Below are 19,970 nucleotides of genomic sequence, written 5' to 3'. Positions count from 1 at the left end.
CTGAGAGACTTCCGGGGTGAACGACCTCCTCCCGCTCTGGATCGTCCTCGGCGTCCTCCTGGTCGTCGGCCTCGTCACCGCCGGGACCGTGTCGGTCCGTCGCCGCGGTCGCCGCGACCTCGTCGAGCCCCCGCCCACGGCCCCCGCCGCGCCTCCCGCGACGGCGCCCGACGCCGTCGAGGCACCGCCCGGCACGGCGACCACCGCGGCGCCGCCGGAGCCAGATGTCGCCGCCCCGCCCGCGCTCGAGCGCCCGGAGCCCGTCGGCGGCCGGCTCGTCCGCCTGCGCGAGCGCCTCGCGCGCTCCGGCTCGCCGCTCGGGGCGCGCCTGCTCTCCGTCCTCTCCCGGGACCACCTCACCGAGGACGACTGGGACGAGCTCGAGGAGACGCTCCTCCTCGCAGACGTCGGCGCCGGGCCGGCCGGCGAGCTCATCGACGCGCTGCGCACCAAGGTCCGCGTCCTCGGGGTGCGCGACGCCGCGAGCGTGCGCGACCTCCTGCGCACCGAGCTCGTGGCGCTCGTCGACCCGACGCTCGACCGCTCGCTCGCGACCTCCCCGCGCACCGCCGAGGACGGGTCGACGGTGCCGGCCGTGGTGCTCGTCGTCGGCGTGAACGGCACAGGCAAGACGACGACCGTCGGCAAGCTCGCGCGCGTGCTCGTCGCCGAGGACCGCAGCGTGGTGCTGGGCGCGGCGGACACCTTCCGCGCCGCGGCCGCCGACCAGCTCGAGACGTGGGGCTCGCGCGTCGGGGTCCCGACCGTCCGGTCCGACCGCGACGGCGCCGACCCGGCGGCGGTCGCGTTCGACGCCGTGCGCCGCGGCCGCACCGAGGGTGCGGACGTCGTGCTCGTCGACACCGCCGGGCGCCTGCAGAACAAGCAGGGCCTCATGGACGAGCTGGGCAAGATCCGGCGCGTCATCACCAAGGAGGCCCCGCTGTCGGAGGTGCTCCTCGTGCTCGACGCGACGACGGGCCAGAACGGCCTCAACCAGGCGCGCGTCTTCGGCGAGGTCGCGGGCGTCACGGGCATCGTGCTGACGAAGCTCGACGGCACGGCGCGCGGCGGCATCGTCGTCGCGGTCCAGCGCGAGCTGGGCGTGCCCGTCAAGCTCGTCGGCCTGGGGGAGGGGCCCGACGACCTCGCCCCGTTCGACCCGGAGCAGTTCGTCGACGGGCTCCTCGGGGCCTGAGGCACCGGCCGCGCGGTGCGGCGAAACCGAACGTTTACGTCCGGGCCGCCCTTGTCACGCCGGCGTAACGCGGCGACACCGCCGGGGAAACCCGCCCGCACCACCGTAGTCCCCGACCGGCCGCCCGGCCGGCGAGGGGAGATGATCCGATGGAGTGGGACACCGGGGCGACCGCGTGGATGCTGACCTCAGCATCCCTCGTGCTCCTGATGACGCCCGGACTGGCGTTCTTCTACGGCGGCATGGTCCGCGCCAAGTCCGTGCTGAACATGATGATGATGTCGTTCGGCGCGATGGCCGTCGTGGGCGTCGTCTACGTGCTGTGGGGCTGGTCGATGTCCTACGGCGAGGCCGGCACGGGTGGCCTGTTCGCCAACCCGTTCGCGCAGTTCGGTCTCAAGGGGGCGATCACGGACGCCGACGGCAGCGCCGTCGCGAGCACGCTCGGCAACTACCCGAACGTGGTCGACATCGCGTTCCAGGTGACGTTCGCGATCATCACGGTCGCGCTCATCTCGGGTGCGCTCGCCGACCGCGTCAAGTTCGGCACGTGGCTGACGTTCACGGCGATCTGGGTCACGGTCACGTACTTCCCGCTCGCCCACATGGTGTGGGGCGGCGGCTTCCTCTCGGCCAACGAGAACGGTCTCGCCGCGAAGGTGTTCGGGGTGACCGACGGCGCCGCCACGGTCGCGCCGATCGACTTCGCGGGCGGCACCGTCGTCCACATCAACGCCGGTGTCGCGGCGCTCGTGCTCGCGCTCCTCATCGGCAAGCGCAAGGGCTTCGGCACCGAGCCGATGCGCCCGCACAACCTGCCGTTCGTCATGCTGGGCGCGGCCCTGCTGTGGTTCGGCTGGTTCGGCTTCAACGCGGGCTCCGCGTTCGGCGCGAACGAGACGGCCGGCCTCGCCTGGATCAACACCACGAGCGCCACGGCGGCCGGCATCATCGGCTGGCTCGTCACGGAGAAGATCCGCGACGGTCACGCCACGTCGCTCGGTGCCGCGTCCGGCGTCGTCGCGGGCCTCGTGGCGATCACGCCCGCGGCCGGCGCGCTCAACCCGGTCACGTCGATCGTCCTGGGCGTCGTCGCCGGCGCGCTCTCCGCGCTCGCGGTCGGCCTGAAGTACCGCTTCGGCTACGACGACTCGCTCGACGTCGTCGGCGTCCACCTCGTCTCCGGCCTCTGGGGTACCGTCGCGATCGGCTTCCTCGCGACCGACACGGGCCTCTTCTTCGGGGGCGGCGCGCAGCAGCTCGTCGTCCAGGTGCTCATCGCGCTCGTCGCGATCGTCTTCACCGCGATCACGACGACGGTCATCGGCCTGATCCTCAAGGTCACGATGGGCTGGCGCGTGAGCGAGGACGCCGAGGTCGGCGGCATCGACCTCGCGGTCCACGGCGAGACGGCGTACGAGTCCATCCAGCAGGGCAGCGTCATCAGGGAGGTGCGGGCATGAAGCTCGTCACGGGAATCATCCAGCCGCACCGGCTCGACGACGTGAAGTCGGCGCTCGAGGCCGCGGGCGTGCGGGGCATGACGGTCAGCGAGGCCAGCGGGTACGGCCGTCAGAAGGGCCACACCGAGGTCTACCGCGGGGCCGAGTACACGGTGGACCTGGTCCCCAAGGTCCGCATCGAGGTCCTCGTCGACGACGCCGACGCCACCGCGGTCACCGAGGTGATCGTCAAGGCGGCGCAGACCGGCAAGATCGGCGACGGCAAGGTCTGGACGGTGAGCGTGGACGACGTCGCCCGGGTGCGCACGGGCGAGCACGGCCCCGGCGCCCTGTGAGGAGACGGACCATCGGATGACCCACCACGCCGACACCCCGACCACGGGCGGGGTCGCAGGGGGATCGGCGGGGCGCCCGGCAGGGCCGGGTGAGCACGGCACGCAGGTCCCGCACCCCGAGGGGGTGCGGGACCTGCGTGCGCGGATGCTCGAGGTCGCGCGGTCCATGAGCGGACCCGGCCGCAGCGGGGTCGCGCGCCGCGCCGCCGTCGTCGACCTCGTCACCTCCTCGCTCGCGGGCCTCTGGCTCGACGCGACCGACGGCGTCGCGCCCGAGGGGCTCGCGCTCGCCGCGGTCGGGAGCCTCGGGCGGGGCGACATGGGCCCCGCGAGCGACCTCGACCTCGTCCTCGTCCACGACGGCCGTACCCATTCCCCGGACGAGGTCGCCCACGTCGCCGAGCGGCTCTGGTATCCGCTCTGGGACGCGGGCGTCGACCTCGACCATGCCGTGCGCTCCCTCTCGCAGTGCCGCCAGGTGGCGTCGAAGGACGTCCCCGCCGCCGTCGGGTGGCTCGACGTGCGCGCGGTCGCGGGGGACGCGCTCGTCGTGCACCGCGCGTCCTCCGCCGTGCTCACCGACTGGCGGTCCGCCTCGCGCCGCCGCCTGCCCGACCTGCTCTCCTCGACGCGCGAGCGCGCCGAGCGGTCCGGCGAGCTCGCCTACCTCATCGAACCCGACCTCAAGGAGTCGCGCGGCGGCATCCGGGACGCGGTCGTGCTCTCGGCGCTCGCGGCGACGTGGCTCACCGACCGCCCGCACGGGACGGTCGACCGGGCGCACGCCCACCTGCTCGACGTCCGCGACACGCTCCAGGTCGTCACGGGCCGCCACACGAGCCGTCTCCTGCTCGCCGACCTCGACGAGGTCGCCGCGCTGTCCGGGTACGACGACCCCGACGAGCTGCTCGCGAGCCTCGCCGCGGCGGGCCGCGAGATCTCCTACGCGCTCGACACCACCGTCCGCCGGGCGCGGCAGGCGCTCCAGCGGCCGTCGGTCGCGCGCCGCCCGGTGCTCGTGCGGGGACGACGCGCGGCGCCACGGCTGCGGTCGGTCGGCGACGGGCTCGTCGAGCACGACGGCGAGCTCGTGCTCGCCGTGGACGCCCACCCGGAGGCGGACCCGCTCCTGTCGCTGCGCGCCGCGGCGACGGCGGCGCGCACGGGGCTGACGCTCTCGCCCGTCTCCGTCGCCAGCCTCGCGCGCTGCCCCGCCCTGCCGGAGCCGTGGCCGCGCGCCGCGCGGTCCGCGTTCCTCGCCCTGCTTGGGTCCGGTCAGGCGCAGGTCGCGGTCTGGGAGGCGCTCGACCTCGCGGGCGTCGTCACGACGTGGATCCCCGAGTGGGCCGGCGTGCGCAACCGGCCGCAGCGCGCGGCCGTCCACCGGCACACCGTCGACCGGCACCTCGTCGAGGTCGTGGCGCGCGCCGCGCGCGCCCGCAAGGAGGTCGAGCGCAGCGACCTCCTGCTGCTCTCCGCGGTCCTGCACGACATCGGCAAGCGCGCCGGAGCCGCCGACCACTCCGTCGAGGGCGCGCGGCTCGTGCCCGCGATCCTCGGCCGCATGGGGTTCGAGCCGGACGTCGTGGCCGACGTCGAGCGCCTCGTCCGCCACCACCTCACCCTCTCGCGCCTCGCCGTGAGCGAGGACCCCGACGACCCGGCGACGGTCGCGGAGCTCGCGGACGCCGTCGACCACCGCGCCGACCTGCTCGTGGTGCTGCGCGCGCTCACGGAGGCGGACGCGTCGTCGCTCGGCCCGAGCGCGTGGACGGCGTGGCGCGCGCGCCTCGTGGACGACCTCGTGGGGGAGACGCTCCGCGCGCTGGGCGCCGTGCCGGGGGGACCGGGCGCCGCCGGGTAGGCTAGACCCTCGCGGACGGCCCGTCCCGTGCCCGCCCCACGTCTGCCGGGGAGCGGGGACGACGGAGGGCCGACGCGCACGAGACTTCCGACGACTGGTGAGGATGACGCGGTGTTCAACACGCTGTCGGACCGACTGACTTCGACCTTCAAGAACCTGCGTGCGAAGGGCCGGCTGTCCGAGGCGGACATCGACGCGACGATCCGGGAGATCCGGCGCGCGCTGCTCGACGCCGACGTCGCGGTGCCCGTCGTGCGCGAGTTCAGCGCGACGGTGCGCGAGCGCGCGCTCTCCTCCGAGGTCTCGGGCGCGCTCAACCCGGCGCAGCAGGTCGTCAAGATCGTCAACGAGGAGCTCGTCGGCATCCTCGGCGGCGAGAGCCGCGGGCTGCGGTTCTCCAAGACACCGCCGACCGTCATCATGCTCGCGGGCCTCCAGGGTGCCGGGAAGACGACGCTCGCGGGCAAGCTCGCCCTGCACCTGCGTGAGCAGGGGCACACGCCGCTCCTCGTCGCCGCCGACCTGCAGCGCCCGAACGCCGTCACCCAGCTCTCGGTCGTCGCCGAGCGCGCCGGCGTCCCCGTGTTCGCGCCGCACCCCGGCAACCAGAGCGGCGTCGAGGTCGACGACGTGATCGGCGACCCGGTCGCCGTCGCGCGCGAGGGCGTCGAGACGGCGCGCCAGCGCCAGCACGACGTCGTCATCGTCGACACCGCGGGCCGCCTCGGCCTGGACGCCGTCCTCATGCAGCAGGCGTCGGACATCCGCGACGCCGTGCAGCCCGACGAGGTCCTGTTCGTCATCGACGCGATGATCGGACAGGACGCCGTCGCGACCGCGAAGGCCTTCGAGGAAGGCGTCGACTTCACGGGCGTCGTGCTCACGAAGCTCGACGGCGACGCGCGCGGTGGTGCCGCGCTGTCGGTCCGCGGGGTCACCGGCCGCCCGATCCTCTTCGCCTCCACGGGTGAGAAGCTCACCGACTTCGAGGCGTTCCACCCGGACCGCATGGCGTCGCGCATCCTCGACATGGGTGACGTCCTCACGCTCATCGAGCAGGCCGAGAAGGCGTTCGACGCCGAGCAGGCCGCGAAGATGGCCGAGAAGGTCGCCACGGGGCAGGACTTCACGCTCGCGGACTTCCTGGTGCAGATGCAGCAGATGAAGAACATGGGCTCGATGAAGAAGATGCTCGGCATGCTGCCGGGCATGGGCCAGATGCGCGAGGCCATCGAGAACTTCGACGAGCGCGAGGTCGACCGCATCGAGGCCATCATCCGGTCGATGACCCCCGCGGAGCGGGACAACCCCAAGATCATCAACGGCTCGCGGCGCGCGCGCATCGCGCGCGGCTCCGGCGTGACGACGAGCGACGTCAACCAGCTTCTCGAGCGCTTCGCCGGGGCGCAGAAGATGATGCGGCAGATGAGCCGCGGCGGCGGGATGCCGGGGATGCCGGGCATGGGCAGCCTCCCGGGCATGGGCGGCAAGAAGGCCCGGGGCCGCCAGGCGCCCCAGCGCAAGGTCAAGGGCAAGTCGGGCAACCCGGCGAAGCGGGCCGCGCAGGAGCGCGCGGCCGCCGCGCGCGCGGCGGGGGAGCTCACCGGTCCCGCGGCGCCGTCGGGCTCCGCGTTCGGCGTCGGGCCCACGGACGCGCCGCCGTCCGCCACCCCGGACGACCTGCAGCTGCCGCCCGGCTTCGAGAAGCTGCTCGGCGGCCGCTGAGCCGCGGCCGTCCCGGACAGCCGCCCGCGCCCGGGTGCGACCCGCAGCCGCCCGGGCGCTAGGTTATGTCCGTGGCACCCGCCCGGTGCCGCACCGCGCCCCCGACCGGGCCGTCTCCCGTCCCGTCCGTCCTCACCCAGGAGCCGCATGTCCGCGCTGGAAGGCCCCACGCTGCACGTCCGCGGCCACGTCATCGTCGGCGACGACCGCGAGGTGGGCGACCTGTGGGTCAAGGACGGGCGGATCAGCCTCACCCGGCCGTCGGCGCAGGGCACCAACATGGTCGAGCTCGAGGGCTGGGCCCTGCCCGGCCTCGTCGACGTGCACTGCCACGTCGGGCTGGGCGCCCAGGGCGCCGTCGACGCGACGACCGCGCAGGAGCAGGCGCTGACGGACCGCGACAGCGGGGTTCTCCTGGTGCGCGACGCCGGCTCGCCGCTCGACACGCGGTGGGTGCACGGCCGTCGTGACCTGCCGCGCCTCGTGCGCGCGGGCCGCCACCTCGCCCGGCCCAAGCGCTACCTGCGCCACTACGGGCTCGAGCTCGACGACGTCGCCCAGCTCCCCGAGGCCGTGCGCCGCGAGGCGCGCCAGGGCGACGGGTGGGTCAAGATCGTGGGCGACTGGATCGACCGCGACCTCGGCGCGGACGGCGACCTGCGACCGCTGTGGCCCGACGACGTCCTCGCCGAGGCGGTCGCGGCCGCGCACGCCGAGGCCGCCCGTGTGACCGTTCACGCGTTCTCCGACGAGGTGATCCCGTCGCTGCTCGCCGCGGGCGTCGACGGGATCGAGCACGGCACGGGGATCCACCCCGACCTCATGTACGAGATCTCCGAGCGGGGCGTCGCGGTCACCCCGACCCTGCTCCAGATCGGGCAGTTCGAGAACATCGCGCGACAGGCCGACGCCCGCTACCCGGTGTTCGCGGCCCGCATGCGGCGCCTGCACGAGCGGCGGTACGAGCAGGCGCGGGCGCTGTACGAGTCCGGCATCCAGATCCTCGTCGGCACCGACGCGGGCGGGACGATCGGGCACGGTCGCCTCGCCGACGAGTGCGCCGAGCTCGTCGCCGCGGGCATCCCCGACGCCGCGGTCGTCGCGGCCGCGAGCTGGCAGGGCCGGGAGTACCTCGGCTACACGTCGCTCGTCGAGGGCGCGTCGGCCGACTTCGTCGTCTACCCGCAGGACCCACGCCAGGACGTCGGCGTCCTGCGCGCCCCGACCGCCGTCGTGCTGCGCGGCGAGATCGTGGCGCCCGCCACCTGACGGGGTCCGGCGTCGCCCGCAGGTTGGTCGATGCCCTCGCCGTCTGGCACAATGTCCCGGTACTCGGCGTGCCCCGGCCCCTCTCTCCGGCGCGTGCCGTGTCCTGAACCCCTTCCTCGTCCTGTCCCCACGGGACGATCGCGGGTTCGCCCGAACCAGAACCAGGAGAGACCACCACTGTGGCCGTCAAGATTCGTCTGAAGCGTCTCGGCAAGATCCGTGCGCCGTACTACCGTGTCGTCGTCGCCGACTCGCGCACCAAGCGCGACGGTCGTGTGATCGAGGAGATCGGCAAGTACCACCCCACCGAGGAGCCCTCGTTCATCGAGATCACCTCGGACCGCGCCCAGTACTGGCTCGGCGTCGGCGCGCAGCCGACGGAGCAGGTGCTCGCGCTCCTCAAGGTCACCGGCGACTGGCAGAAGTTCAAGGGCCTGCCCGGCGCCGAGGGCACGCTCAAGGTCAAGGGCGAGAAGGTCGACCCGACCGCCGCCATCGAGGCCGCCGCCGCGGACGCCGAGAAGGTCAAGGCCAAGGCTGCCGAGAAGAAGACCGAGGCTCCGGCCGAGGAGACCGCCGACGCGGCCGACGAGGCCGCTGCCGACGAGCAGGCCTGATGATCGCCGAGGCCCTCGAGCACCTCGTGCGCGGCATCGTGGACAACCCGGACGACGTCCGCGTGGCCACGAAGACGCTGCGTCGCGGTGACCTGCTCGAGGTCCGGGTGCACCCGGAGGACCTCGGCCGCGTCATCGGTCGCGGCGGGCGCACCGCCCGTGCCCTGCGCACGGTCATCGGCGCGCTCGCGACCGACGGGCCGGTCCGCGTCGACGTCGTGGACGTCGACCGCCGCTGAGGCCCGCACCGACGACGCCCCGCGAGGGGCGACGGGCAAGGCCCGGTCCGCCACCGGCGGGCCGGGCCTTCCTGCGTCCGCCGCCGGAGGACCGGCGCACACCTGTCCCGACCAGGACCACACGAGGAGTCACGACGATGGAGCTGACCGTCGCGCGCGTCGGCAAGGCGCACGGGCTGCGAGGCGAGGTCGCCCTCGACCTGCGCACCGACGAGCCGGAGGAGCGCCTCGCGGTGGGGGAGCGTCTGGAGACGCGACCCGCCGACGCCGGCCCCCTCACCGTCGCCACCGTGCGCGTCCACCAGGGCCGCTGGCTCGTCGGCTTCGAGGGCGTGCGCGACCGCACGGGCGCCGAGGCGCTGCGGGGCGTCGAGCTCGTCGTCGAGGTCGAGGCCTCCGACGAGGAGGACGCGTGGTACCCGCACGAGCTCGCCGGGCTGCGTGCCGAGAGCACGGACGGGCGCGTGCTGGGGCGCGTCGAGGGCCTCGAGCACCTGCCCGCGCACGACGTGCTCGTGCTGCGCGAGCCGGACGGCGCCCGCACCCTCGTGCCCTTCGTCCGGCAGATCGTGCCCGTCGTCGACGTGGCCGGCGGCCGGGTCGTGCTCGACCCGCCGGGCGGCCTGCTCGCGTCGGACGTGGAGCGCCTGGAGGTCGCGGCGCCGAGCGCCGGCGACGCGGCGGACGCGCCCGGGCCGCAGGACGCCCCGGCCGACGGCGAGGCCTGACGTGCGGATCGACGTCGTCACGATCTTCCCCGACTACCTCGCCGCGCTGGACCTGTCGCTCGTCGGCAAGGCACGCACGGCCGGGATCCTCGACCTGCGCGTCCACGACCTGCGCGACTGGACGTCGGACCGGCACCGCACGGTCGACGACACGCCGTTCGGCGGCGGCGCGGGCATGGTCATGCGTCCCGACGTGTGGGGGCGGGCGATCGACGACGTGTCCGGCCTGTCGGCCGAGGCGCCCGGGGGCGAGGCGAGCGCGGTGCACCTGGTCGTGCCGACGCCGTCGGGCGCGACCTTCACCCAGCGCACCGCGGAGGAGCTCGCGACGGAGGAGCACCTCGTCGTCGCCTGCGGACGCTACGAGGGCATCGACGCGCGCGTGGCGGAGCACTACCGTGCCGCCGGGATGCGCGTCAGCGAGCTCTCGATCGGCGACTATGTGCTCAACGGCGGCGAGGTGGCGGCGCTCGTGATGATCGAGGCCGTCGGGCGGCTGCTGCCCGGCGTCGTGGGCAACCCGGAGTCGCTCGTCGAGGAGTCGCACGGGGCCGCGGGGCTCCTGGAGTACCCCGTCTACACGAAGCCGCCCGTGTGGGACGACCTCGAGGTGCCCGACGTCCTGCTGTCCGGGCACCACGCCCGGATCCGGCGCTGGCGCCGGGACCAGGCCCTGCGTCGTACCGCCGGCCGCCGCCCGGACATGGTGCGCGCGCTCGACGTCGCGGCCCTCGACCGGCACGACCTGGCGGTCCTCGCGGAGGTCGGATGGGACGTCGTCGACGGACACCTGGAGCGCCCCGCCGACGACGCGCGCTGAGCCGGGCCGTGCGGCGCGGGCACGCGCGGTCGTCCGCGGCTGCCGCGCCGACCCTCCGGTGTGGCAGAATGGTCGATCGGTGTGTGCCGCCCCGGACCTCTGCCACAGGGGAGCCCGCGCCCGATCCTCGGGCGGACTGGCACGACGGACCCGACGACCGCGAGGTCGACGACCGTCCACGCGCAGCACGGCACACCCCACCGATTCGACGACGGCCCGGCCTGTCCGGGCCCACGAGCACGCGTCCGACCTGTGGCGGGCGAGGAGAAGCACCATGCACACGCTGGACAGCGTCGACGCAGCATCGCTGCGCAGCGACGTCCCGGAGTTCCGTCCCGGCGACACGCTCAAGGTCAACGTCAAGGTCGTCGAGGGCACCCGCTCCCGCGTCCAGGCGTTCCAGGGTGTCGTCATCGCCCGTCAGGGCAGCGGCGTCCGCGAGACGTTCACGGTCCGCAAGATCAGCTTCGGCGTGGGTGTCGAGCGCACGTTCCCCGTGCACTCGCCGTCCATCGATTCCGTCGAGGTCGTGACGCGCGGTGACGTGCGTCGCGCCAAGCTGTACTACCTGCGCGCGCTGCGCGGCAAGAAGGCGAAGATCAAGGAGAAGCGCGACACCGCGCCCAACCGCTGATCGGCTGTCGACCGACACCGCCGCTCCGCTCGTCCGACGGCGGCCGTCCCTCCCGGGGCGGCCGCCGTCGGCGTACCCGCCGTCCGCCGTCCGCGGGCCGGTTCCGTTTCCCGGATCGCCGCCCGAGGTGGCATTGTGAACGCGTGACCGACAGCGCCCCGCCCCGCGGCCCGCAGCCCGACGCCGGCACCGAGCGTGCGGCGCTCGGCCCCGAGGACGACGGGCGCTCCCCGCACGGCCAGCACCTGGCGGCCGAGGGGGCGGAGAGCGCCCCGCGCGAGCGCCCGCGCAAGTCGTCGCTGCTGCGCGAGACCGCGATCATCGTGGTCAGCGCGCTCGTGCTCTCCCTGCTCATCAAGACGTTCCTCGTGCAGGCGTTCTTCATCCCGAGCGCCTCGATGGAGGACACGCTCGTCGAGGGCGACCGCGTGATGGTCTCCCGTCTCGTGCCCGGCGCGTTCGACGTGCACCGCGGCGACATCGTCGTGTTCAAGGACCCGGGCGGCTGGCTGCCGCCGCAGGAGCCCCAGGACGAGAGCCCGGTGTCCAAGGCCGTCCGCGCGGCGCTGACGTTCGTCGGCCTGCTGCCGCAGGACACGGGGGAGCACCTCATCAAGCGCGTCATCGGCGTCCCGGGCGACCACGTCGTGTGCTGCGACGCCGAGGGCCGCGTGAGCGTCAACGACGTGCCCATCGACGAGACGTACATCAAGCCGGGGTCGATCCCCAGCCAGGACGCGTTCGACCACACGGTCCCTGCCGACATGCTGTTCGTCATGGGCGACAACCGGCAGAACTCCGCGGACTCGCGCTACAACACCGGCAAGCCCGGGGGTGGGTTCGTGCCGATGAGCAACGTCGTGGGCACGGCGTTCGTCAAGGTGTGGCCGTTGTCGCACGTCGGTCTGCTGGGCAACCCCGGCGACGTGTTCGCCGACGTCCCCGAGGTGGAGCCGTGACGCTCGACGCCGTCGCCCGGTCGGAGCCCGCGCGGGCTCCGGCGCGCCGCGCACCCGCCCGTCGTCGGCCCGACCTGCGCCAGGAGCGCGCCATGCTCCGCGACGGCGCGCGGCTCGTCGCCGGGATGGACGAGGTCGGTCGTGGCGCGCTCGCCGGGCCCGTGTCGGTCGGGGTCGTCGTCGTCGACCTCGCGACGAAGCCCTGCCCGCCCGGGCTCACCGACTCCAAGCTCCTCACCGCGGCGGCGCGCGAGGCGCTCGTGCCTCTCGCGCGCTCGTGGTGCGTCGCGTGGGCCGTGGGTCACGCGGGTCCGGCGGAGATCGACGCGCACGGGATCGTGGGCGCGCTCCGGCTCGCGGGCCGCCGTGCGCTCGCTCAGGTGCGCCGGACGGTCGGCGATGTCGACGCGGTCCTGCTCGACGGCAAGCACGACTGGCTGAGCCGCCCCTCGGCGGTCGACCTCTTCGAGGCGTTCGACCTCGACCCGCACGACGACGTCCGGCTCGTCGACCCGCGCGTGCGCACCCTCGTGAAGGCGGACCTGCAGTGCGCGTCGGTGGCTGCCGCGAGCGTGCTCGCGAAGACCGAGCGCGACGGCCTCATGACGAGCCTGGCGCGCCAGTACCCGGCCTTCGGGTGGGACCAGAACAAGGGCTACGGGGCGGCGGCGCACGTCGAGGCGCTGCGCGAGCACGGTCCGACGCCGCAGCACCGGCGGTCCTGGCGGCTGCCCGAGCGCGGTGACGCGGGCATCGACATCCCGGCGTACGGCGACCCGGTCGACGTGCTCGAGCTCGACCCCGAGGCCGGTCTGCCGACGAGCTGAGCGGTGCCCTCCGACCGGTCCGGTGGCCGCCGATGGTCCATGATGGAGCCGTGAGCGCCGAAGACCTGGAGAACTACGAGACCGAGATGGAGCTCGCGCTGTACCGCGAGTACCGCGACGTGGTGGGCCTGTTCTCGTACGTGGTGGAGACCGAACGCCGTTTCTACCTGGCGAACCAGGTCGACCTGCAGGTGCGATCCGCCGCCGGTGAGGTCTACTTCGAGCTGCGGCTCGCCGACGCGTGGGTCTGGGACGTCTACCGCTCCGCGCGGTTCGTGAAGTCGGTGCGCGTCGTGACGTTCAAGGACGTGAACGTCGAGGAGCTCGCGAAGGCGGAGCTCCAGCTCTGACGCCCGTCGTGGCCGTGCACAGGACCGCTGCCTGACGGCGGCTCCACAGGCCGCCCGGCGCCCCTGGCGCCGCCCCCGCGCCCTGCCCCACGGTGGGCCGCGGAGGTGAGCCCATGGGAGCGAACGACGCCGTCGGGCGGTACGGGGAGAAGGTGGCCGCGGCCCACCTGGTCGAGGCGGGCTGGACGCTCCTCGACCGCAACTGGCGCGGGACGCGCGGCGAGCTCGACGTCGTCGCGCTCGACGGGGACGTGCTCGTGGCCGTCGAGGTCAAGACCCGGCGCGGCACGGGGTTCGGGCACCCGGCCCAGGCCGTCACGCCCGCGAAGCTCGGCCGCCTGCGCCGGCTCACGGGGGAGTGGCTCGCGACGCACGACGTCCGCGCCCGATCGGTCCGGATCGACGTCGTCGCGGTCCTCGTGGCGCGTGCCGGTGCGGCACGGGTCGAGCACCTCGTCGGGGTGAGCGCCTGATGGGGCTCGGGACCACACGCGCGGTCGCGCTCGTCGGGCTCTCCGGTCACGTCGTCGAGGTGCAGGCCCACCTCGCGGCGTCCGTCCCCGGCTTCGTCCTCGTGGGGCTGCCGGACACCGCCCTGAGCGAGTCGCGCGACCGTGTGCGCGCGGCGGTGACCTCCTCGGGCATCGCGTGGCCCCAGCGCAAGGTCACGATCAACCTCTCGCCGGCGGCGCTGCCCAAGTCCGGGACGGGCTTCGACGTCGCGATCGCCGTCGCGCTGCTCGCCGGTGCCCAGGTGCTGCCCGCGGGTGCGGCGGACGGCGTCGTGCACCTGGGCGAGCTCGGGCTCGACGGCCGGCTCCAGCCGGTCCGCGGGGTCCTGCCGGCCGTGGCGGCGGCGGTCGCCGCCGGGTTCCCGGACGTCGTGGTGCCGGCGGCGGACGTGGCGGAGGCGCGCCTCGTTCCCGGTGCCCGGGTGGTCGGGGCGGCGAGCCTCGCGGACGTCGCGCGGCTCCACGGCGCGTCGCTGGAGGGTGCGGACGAGGCGGCCGCGCCGGTCGTGGTCCCGCGCCCCGTCGTGCCCGTGGCCCGCCCCGGGGACCTCTCGGAGGTCGTCGGGCAGGACGAGGCGCGGCACGCGCTCGAGGTGGCGGCCGCGGGCGGCCACCACCTGCTGCTCGTCGGGGCGCCGGGTGCGGGCAAGACGATGCTCGCGTCGCGGCTCCCGGGGATCCTGCCGGACCTCACGGAGAGCGAGGCGGTCGAGGTCACCGCCGTCCACTCGGTGGCCGGGGTGTTCGACCCCGGCGCGGGGCTGGTCCACCGCCCGCCCTACGAGGACCCGCACCACACCGCGACGCCCGCCGCCATCGTCGGCGGGGGCAGCGGCCTGCCGCGCCCCGGGGCCGCGTCGCGCGCGCACCGGGGCGTGCTCTTCCTCGACGAGGCACCCGAGTTCGGCGCCCGCGTCCTCCAGACGCTGCGCCAGCCGCTCGAGCACGGCGAGCTCGTCATCCACCGGGCGGGCGGGACGGCGCGCTACCCCGCACGCTTCCAGCTCGTCCTCGCCGCCAACCCGTGCCCGTGCGGCCAGGGCGTCGGCAAGGGCCTCGAGTGCACGTGCTCGTCGGTGGCGCAGCGACGGTACTTCGGGCGGCTCTCCGGCCCGCTCCTCGACCGCGTGGACGTGCAGGTCGAGGTCCGGCCGGTGACCCGGGTCGAGCGCGCGCGAGCAGCGGCCCCGGAGCCGAGCGCGGTCGTCGCGGCGCGGGTCGCCGCGGCCCGGGAGGCGGCCGCGTCCCGCCTCGGCGGCACGCCGTGGCGCACCAACGGCGAGGTGCCCGGCACCTGGCTGCGCGAGCAGCTCGGCCCCGACTCCGGCCTCCTGGCGGACGTGGACCGCGCGCTCGACCGCGGCACACTGAGCCTGCGGGGCGCGGACCGCGTCCTGCGCCTCGCCTGGACCGTCGCCGACCTGGCCGGGCGCGCCGCGCCCACCCGGGCGGACGTCGGGACCGGGCTCGCGCTGCGCACCCGGGGCTACCGTGCCTGAGCGCGGGTCGGGCACCGGGGACGGGCGCCCGGTGTTCGACGTCCTCGACGAACGCCTCGCGCGCGCGGCGTGGTCGCGCGTCGCGGAACCGGGCGACCAGGTCGCGGTCGCGCTCGTCGACCAGCTCGGCGCCGGTCCCGCGCTCGAGTGGCTCCACGAGGCGGCCCGTGACCCGGCCGGTGCGCGTCGCGCGCTGGTCCGGCTCGCGGACGACGGCGCGCCCGTCGGCTTCCCTCCGGCCCGGGAAGGGCCGACGAGCGTCCCCGCGGTCGGACCCGCTCCCGACACGTGCGAGGACGGGACCGGCCCGGTGGTGCGCTCGACCGACCCGGGAGTGACCGCGCGCGACCCGGTGGGCCGGTCGACCGACGCGCGCGTGACGGAGCACGACCCGCGCGCCCGGTCGGTGGCCCGGCTCCTGCGCGCCGTCGGGCGGTGGGCGCCGCGCCTCGACGGGCTGGACCCTCGCCGTGAGCTGCGCGTGCTCGATCGCCTCGGCGGCACTCTCGTCGTGCCGGGCGACGACCGGTGGCCATCCGGCCTCGACGACCTCGGCCCCGTGCGCCCGCTCGCGCTGTGGGTGCGAGGGAGCGCGGGGGTGCAGGACCTCGCCGCGCGCTCGGTCGCGGTGGTCGGCGCCCGCGCCTGCACCGACTACGGCCGCCACGTGACGGGTGAGATCGCGGCGGGGCTCGTGGCGCGGGGCTTCACCGTCGTGTCCGGCGGTGCGTACGGTATCGACGCGGCGGCGCACCGGGCGGCGATCCTCTCCGGCGGACCGACGGTCGCGTTCCTCGCGGGCGGCGTGGACCGGTTCTACCCGGCCGGGAACGCCGACCTGCTCCGCTCGGTCGTCGAGGCGGGCGGCGCGGTCGTCTCGGAGGTCCCGCCCGGATCGGTCCCGAGCCGGGTGCGGTTCCTCCTGCGCAACCGGCTGATCGCGGCGTTCGCGAGCGCGACGGTCGTCGTCGAGGCGGCCTGGCGCTCGGGCTCGCTCAGCACGGCGTCGCGCGCCGCGGAGCTCTCGCGACCGGTGGGTGCCGTGCCCGGGCCCGTGACGTCGATGGCGTCGACCGGGTGCCACCGGCTGCTGCGCGACGGCGTGGCGGTGTGCGTCACCGACGTGGACGAGGTCGTCGAGCTCGCGGGCGACCTCGCGCGGGACGCGGCACCGGCCGCACCCGCCCCGAGCTCGTGGCGTGCGGCGCACTCCGCCCCGTACGACGACCTGGACCCTGTCGAGACACGTACCTGGGACGCGCTCCCGCTGCGTGCCGGAGCCACGACCGAGGCGATGGCTCGCGCCGCCGGTCTTGCCGTGACGGACGTGGTCGGTGCGCTGGGGAGACTCGAGGCCCGCGGCCTCGCCGAGCGGGCGCCTGTCGGCTGGCGGCGGGTGCGTGAGCCATGAGCCGCGCGCCTCGCGCCGCCTCGTGCCTCGCGCCGCCTCGTGCCTCGCGCCTCGCGCCGCCTCGTGCCTCGCGCCGCGCGGCGCCTCGCGGGCAGACTGTCGTAGGCGGTGCGCCGTGAGCCACGGGTGGTGAGCAGTGCACGGTGAGCGGAGCGCCTCCGCGGGCCCGGGCCCGCCGCGCGCGAGACTGGGGGAGTGACACGAGCCGACCCCACCGAGGAACGTGCCGCGGACGAGCGCACCGCGGCGCCCGGCGTCGCGCTGCCCGAGGCGATGCGTGCCGCGCTCGCGGACTTCGCGGTGCACCTCGAGGTGGCGCAGGGGACGTCGGCGCACACGGTCCGCGCCTACACCGGCGACGTCGAGTCGCTGCTTCGGCACGCCGTCCGCCACGGTGCGTCGGTGCCGCGTGACGTCGACCTCGCGGCGCTGCGTGCGTGGCTCACCACGCAGTCGGAGCGCGGGCTGGCTCGCGCGACCCTCGCCCGACGTGGTGCGGCGGCGCGGGCGTTCTTCGACTGGGCGCGGCGCACCGGACGCGTCGACTCCGACCCGGCGGCGCGGCTCGCGAGCCCGCGCGTGCCCCGCACCCTGCCGACCGTCCTCGCGGTCGACGCGGCGGCGCGCATGCTCGACGCCGCACGCGAGTCCGCCGTCGAGGGCGAGCCGGCCCGGCTGCGCGAGTGGGTCGCCGTCGAGCTCCTCTACGGGGCGGGGATCCGCGTCGGCGAGCTCGCGGGGGTCGACGTCGACGACGTGGACCTCGCGCAGCGGGTGGTACGCGTGCTCGGGAAGGGCGACAAGGAGCGCGTCGTGCCGTTCGGCGTGCCGGCGGCGCGCGCGGTGACCCGCTGGCTCGACGTGGGCCGGCCCGCCCTCGTCACCGCGCGCTCGGGCCCCGCGCTCCTGCTGGGCGACCGCGGCGGACGCTGGGGGCAGCGGCAGGTCCGCGAGGCGGTGCACCGCCTCGCGGCGGCCGCGGGCGTCGACGACGTCGCTCCGCACGACCTGCGGCACAGCGCCGCGACGCACCTCCTCGCGGGAGGCTCGGACCTGCGCAGCGTGCAGGAGATCCTCGGGCACTCTTCGCTCGCGACGACGCAGCGCTACACGCACGTGACGGCGGAGCGGCTGCGCAGCTCGTTCGAGCAGGCGTTTCCGCGCGCCTGAGCGCGTCCTCGTGGGAGCCCCGGTCGGCCGTCGCCGAGGGGGGAGCGGCACGACCGGGGTTCCCGCGCGCGTGAGCGCGTCGTCGCGGACGGCCCGGTCAGCCCTCACCGAGGGGCAGCAGCACGATCGGGGGCCGGTCGCCGAGGAGAGCCAGCGGGTCGAGATAGCGCTCGCCGCGACGCACGCCCCAGTGCACGCACGTGGCGGCGCAGTGGCTCCCCGGGGCGCTCTCCGCGCGCTGCACCGTGCCGAGCACGGAGCCGGGCGCGACACGCTCGCCGCGCCCGACCGACGCCGTCACCGGCTCGAGCGAGGTGCGCAGCCCGTCGTCGTGCAGGACGACGACCACGTCGCGGCCCGCCACGGGCCCGGTGAACGACACCACGCCGGGAGCAGGCGAGAGGACGGTCTCGGCGGGGGCGGCCGCGAGGTCGACGCCGCGGTGTCCTGGCAGCCAGTCGTGCTCGGGCGGGTCGAACGGTGCGAGCACGCCCAGATCGGCGACGTCCCGGTCGAGCGGGGGGACCCACCCGGTCGACGCAGCTCCAGACCCGGCGTCCGGGGCCGTCGCCGCCCCGGCGACGGGCGTGCCGAGGGTGACGATCACGCCGAGCGCCAGGACGGCCCCGCGCACCCGGGCACGACGCCGGGTGGCGCGGCCGGGCGGGAGGCCGGCCAGGTGGCCGTGCGAGCGCCCGACGCCACCGCCCCGCGGCCGATCGGGCGGATGCGCCGGGCGACGGCCGGACGCGCGGGCGGACGAGCGGGCGGACGGGACACGGGCGTGGTCGACGGTCACTGCGCCAGCGTGCCGGAGGAACGCGAGCAGGCGCGGGCGCGGCGGCCCCGGCTGTGGACGAGCGGTCCGTGCGACGGCGCACGACGGCGGCTGTGGTCGGCTCTGCCGTCGGGTAGACTTGCCGCTGCGACCGGCGCGTTCGCCGTGCCCGGCCCGAGGGACCACCTCGGCCGAGGACGGAGCCGGTCGACTTCGCGCGTCACGTCCTCGCCCTCGTCTCCCGGTCCGTCCGGGTCCCGGGCGGGGCCGCGTCCGGCGTCGGTCCTGCTCGCACCGTCCACGGTGCGTCGCAGGCGTCGGCACGGGTGGCGCCAGGGGTGCGACCACCAGGGTCGTCACCGACAACCGCACCGCGGCCCGTCCCACGGGAGGGGCCGCCAGAAGCGTGCGCGCACCGGGTGGATCCCGGGCCGCACGGCGAAAGGACGTGTCATGGCCGTCGTGACCATGCGCCAGCTCCTCGAGAGCGGTGTCCACTTCGGGCACCAGACCCGCCGTTGGAACCCGAAGATGAAGCGCTTCATCTTCACCGAGCGCAACGGCATCTACATCGTCGACCTCCAGCAGTCGCTGTCGTACATCGACCGCGCGTACGAGTTCGTCAAGGAGACCGTCGCGCACGGCGGCTCCATCCTCTTCGTCGGCACCAAGAAGCAGGCCCAGGAGCCCGTGGCCGAGCAGGCCGCGCGCGTCGGGATGCCCTACGTGAACCACCGCTGGCTCGGCGGCATGCTCACGAACTTCACCACGGTGCACAAGCGTCTCCAGCGCCTCAAGGAGCTCGAGGAGATCGACTTCGACGACGTCGCCGGCTCGGCGCTCACGAAGAAGGAGCTCCTCGTCCTGCGTCGCGAGAAGGACAAGCTCGCCCGCACGCTCGGCGGCATCCGCGACATGGCGAAGGTCCCCTCCGCCGTGTGGATCGTCGACACGAACAAGGAGCACCTCGCGGTCGACGAGGCGCGCAAGCTCCACATCCCGATCGTCGCGATCCTCGACACCAACTGCGACCCCGACGTCGTGGACTACAAGATCCCGGGCAACGACGACGCGATCCGCTCCGTGACGCTGCTCACGCGTGTCATCGCGGACGCCGTCGCCGAGGGTCTGCTCCAGCGTCACTCGGGCCGCTCGGGCGCGGAGGCCGAGGCGGGCGCCTCCGCCGAGCCGCTGGCCGAGTGGGAGCGCGAGCTCCTCGCCGGCGCCGAGCAGCAGCTCGAGGCGGACGAGAAGGCCGCCGAGGCGAACGTCGAGGCCGCCGCGGCCGAGGGCGTGGCCGAGGCTGCCGCCGAGGTCGCCGCCGAGGAGCCGGGCGACGCCACCGCCGAGGTCGTCGAGGAGGCCGCCGCCGAGGCTGCCGTCGTCGCGGACGCCGAGGCCGTGGTCGCCGACGCCGAGGCCGACGAGACCAAGTGACGTCCCGGGGTGGGGGGGGGGGGGGGGGGGGGCCCCCCCCCCCCCCCCCCCCCGCCCCCCCCGCGGGGCCCGCCCCGCCCCCCCCCCCCGGGGCGGGGGGGGGAACACCACGCCAACAACCCACACGGCCCCACC

Annotated in this window: 20 protein-coding genes; 19 read left to right on the top strand and 1 reads right to left on the bottom strand. The window is 75.3% G+C overall.

The window, feature by feature from the left end; all coding sequences use genetic code 11:
* Positions 1-16: 16 nt before the first annotated feature.
* The 18 genes from ftsY to ABIE39_RS17145 all read left to right on the top strand — a co-directional run bounded on the left by ftsY (position 17) and on the right by ABIE39_RS17145 (position 17,620).
* Positions 17-1,198: a signal recognition particle-docking protein FtsY gene (gene ftsY / locus ABIE39_RS17230; protein ID WP_175009612.1), complete on the top strand. Its 1,182-nt coding sequence runs from the start codon at positions 17-19 to the stop codon at positions 1,196-1,198.
* A gap of 149 nt (positions 1,199-1,347) precedes the next feature.
* Positions 1,348-2,661, top strand: coding sequence for an ammonium transporter (locus ABIE39_RS17225; protein WP_354052756.1), 1,314 nt, complete (start codon positions 1,348-1,350; stop codon positions 2,659-2,661).
* Positions 2,658-2,996: a P-II family nitrogen regulator gene (locus ABIE39_RS17220; RefSeq protein WP_209827574.1), complete on the top strand. Its 339-nt coding sequence runs from the start codon at positions 2,658-2,660 to the stop codon at positions 2,994-2,996. The genes ABIE39_RS17225 and ABIE39_RS17220 overlap by 4 nt, the downstream gene beginning before the upstream one ends.
* Positions 2,997-3,012: 16 nt before the next feature.
* Positions 3,013-4,860 carry a [protein-PII] uridylyltransferase gene (locus ABIE39_RS17215; protein WP_354052754.1) on the top strand — a complete coding sequence of 616 codons (1,848 nt, stop codon included), beginning with the start codon at positions 3,013-3,015 and terminating at the stop codon, positions 4,858-4,860.
* A 111-nt stretch (positions 4,861-4,971) separates the two neighbouring features.
* Positions 4,972-6,585, top strand: a complete 1,614-nt coding sequence (ffh, locus tag ABIE39_RS17210) for a signal recognition particle protein (protein ID WP_074809977.1) — start codon at positions 4,972-4,974, stop codon at positions 6,583-6,585.
* Between the two features lie 147 nt (positions 6,586-6,732).
* Complete coding sequence (locus tag ABIE39_RS17205) at positions 6,733-7,854, top strand: amidohydrolase family protein (protein WP_175009609.1); 1,122 nt, start codon at positions 6,733-6,735, stop codon at positions 7,852-7,854.
* 179 nt (positions 7,855-8,033) lie between these two features.
* On the top strand, positions 8,034-8,471 hold the full coding sequence (gene rpsP / locus ABIE39_RS17200) for a 30S ribosomal protein S16 (RefSeq protein ID WP_021482888.1): 438 nt from the start codon (positions 8,034-8,036) through the stop codon (positions 8,469-8,471).
* Entirely contained in the window at positions 8,471-8,710 is a 240-nt protein-coding gene (locus tag ABIE39_RS17195) for an RNA-binding protein (RefSeq protein WP_061268928.1), read from the top strand. The genes rpsP and ABIE39_RS17195 overlap by 1 nt, the downstream gene beginning before the upstream one ends.
* 137 nt (positions 8,711-8,847) lie before the next feature.
* Entirely contained in the window at positions 8,848-9,438 is a 591-nt protein-coding gene (gene rimM, locus ABIE39_RS17190) for a ribosome maturation factor RimM (RefSeq protein ID WP_354052752.1), read from the top strand.
* A gap of 1 nt (position 9,439) precedes the next feature.
* Positions 9,440-10,258: a tRNA (guanosine(37)-N1)-methyltransferase TrmD gene (trmD, locus tag ABIE39_RS17185; protein ID WP_175009607.1), complete on the top strand. Its 819-nt coding sequence runs from the start codon at positions 9,440-9,442 to the stop codon at positions 10,256-10,258.
* 274 nt (positions 10,259-10,532) lie between these two features.
* The gene (rplS, locus tag ABIE39_RS17180) at positions 10,533-10,892 is read left to right on the top strand and encodes a 50S ribosomal protein L19 (protein WP_074809982.1); all 360 of its coding nucleotides are present in this window, start codon (positions 10,533-10,535) and stop codon (positions 10,890-10,892) included.
* Between the two features lie 143 nt (positions 10,893-11,035).
* Positions 11,036-11,851, top strand: a complete 816-nt coding sequence (gene lepB, locus ABIE39_RS17175; RefSeq protein WP_502914890.1) for a signal peptidase I — start codon at positions 11,036-11,038, stop codon at positions 11,849-11,851.
* A 92-nt stretch (positions 11,852-11,943) separates the two neighbouring features.
* A complete protein-coding gene (rnhB, locus tag ABIE39_RS17170; protein WP_354052792.1) occupies positions 11,944-12,678 on the top strand; it encodes a ribonuclease HII in 735 nt (244 codons plus the stop codon).
* A 50-nt stretch (positions 12,679-12,728) separates the two neighbouring features.
* The gene (locus ABIE39_RS17165) at positions 12,729-13,028 is read left to right on the top strand and encodes a DUF2469 domain-containing protein (RefSeq protein WP_024840525.1); all 300 of its coding nucleotides are present in this window, start codon (positions 12,729-12,731) and stop codon (positions 13,026-13,028) included.
* Between the two features lie 113 nt (positions 13,029-13,141).
* On the top strand, positions 13,142-13,501 hold the full coding sequence (locus ABIE39_RS17160; RefSeq protein ID WP_021483325.1) for a YraN family protein: 360 nt from the start codon (positions 13,142-13,144) through the stop codon (positions 13,499-13,501).
* Entirely contained in the window at positions 13,501-15,039 is a 1,539-nt protein-coding gene (locus tag ABIE39_RS17155; protein ID WP_175009606.1) for a YifB family Mg chelatase-like AAA ATPase, read from the top strand. Before ABIE39_RS17160 ends, ABIE39_RS17155 begins: the two co-directional genes overlap by 1 nt.
* Before the next feature lie 31 nt (positions 15,040-15,070).
* Entirely contained in the window at positions 15,071-16,450 is a 1,380-nt protein-coding gene (gene dprA / locus ABIE39_RS17150) for a DNA-processing protein DprA (protein WP_354052750.1), read from the top strand.
* A 273-nt stretch (positions 16,451-16,723) separates the two neighbouring features.
* A complete protein-coding gene (locus tag ABIE39_RS17145) occupies positions 16,724-17,620 on the top strand; it encodes a tyrosine-type recombinase/integrase (RefSeq protein WP_354052790.1) in 897 nt (298 codons plus the stop codon).
* Positions 17,621-17,717: 97 nt separating this feature from the next.
* Here ABIE39_RS17145 and ABIE39_RS17140 read toward each other — a convergent pair whose 3' ends face one another.
* Positions 17,718-18,254: a peptidoglycan DD-metalloendopeptidase family protein gene (locus tag ABIE39_RS17140; RefSeq protein WP_175009605.1), complete on the bottom strand. Its 537-nt coding sequence runs from the start codon at positions 18,252-18,254 to the stop codon at positions 17,718-17,720.
* Positions 18,255-18,851: 597 nt separating this feature from the next.
* Between ABIE39_RS17140 and rpsB the strand changes: the two genes are divergently transcribed.
* The gene (gene rpsB / locus ABIE39_RS17135; RefSeq protein ID WP_034652460.1) at positions 18,852-19,835 is read left to right on the top strand and encodes a 30S ribosomal protein S2; all 984 of its coding nucleotides are present in this window, start codon (positions 18,852-18,854) and stop codon (positions 19,833-19,835) included.
* The last annotated feature ends 135 nt before the right edge of the window (positions 19,836-19,970 follow it).

It is taken from the genome of Cellulosimicrobium sp. 4261 (genome assembly GCF_040546915.1).
GTDB lineage: Bacteria > Actinomycetota > Actinomycetes > Actinomycetales > Cellulomonadaceae > Cellulosimicrobium > Cellulosimicrobium cinnabarinum.
This window is presented reverse-complemented; position numbering and strand designations above follow the sequence as displayed.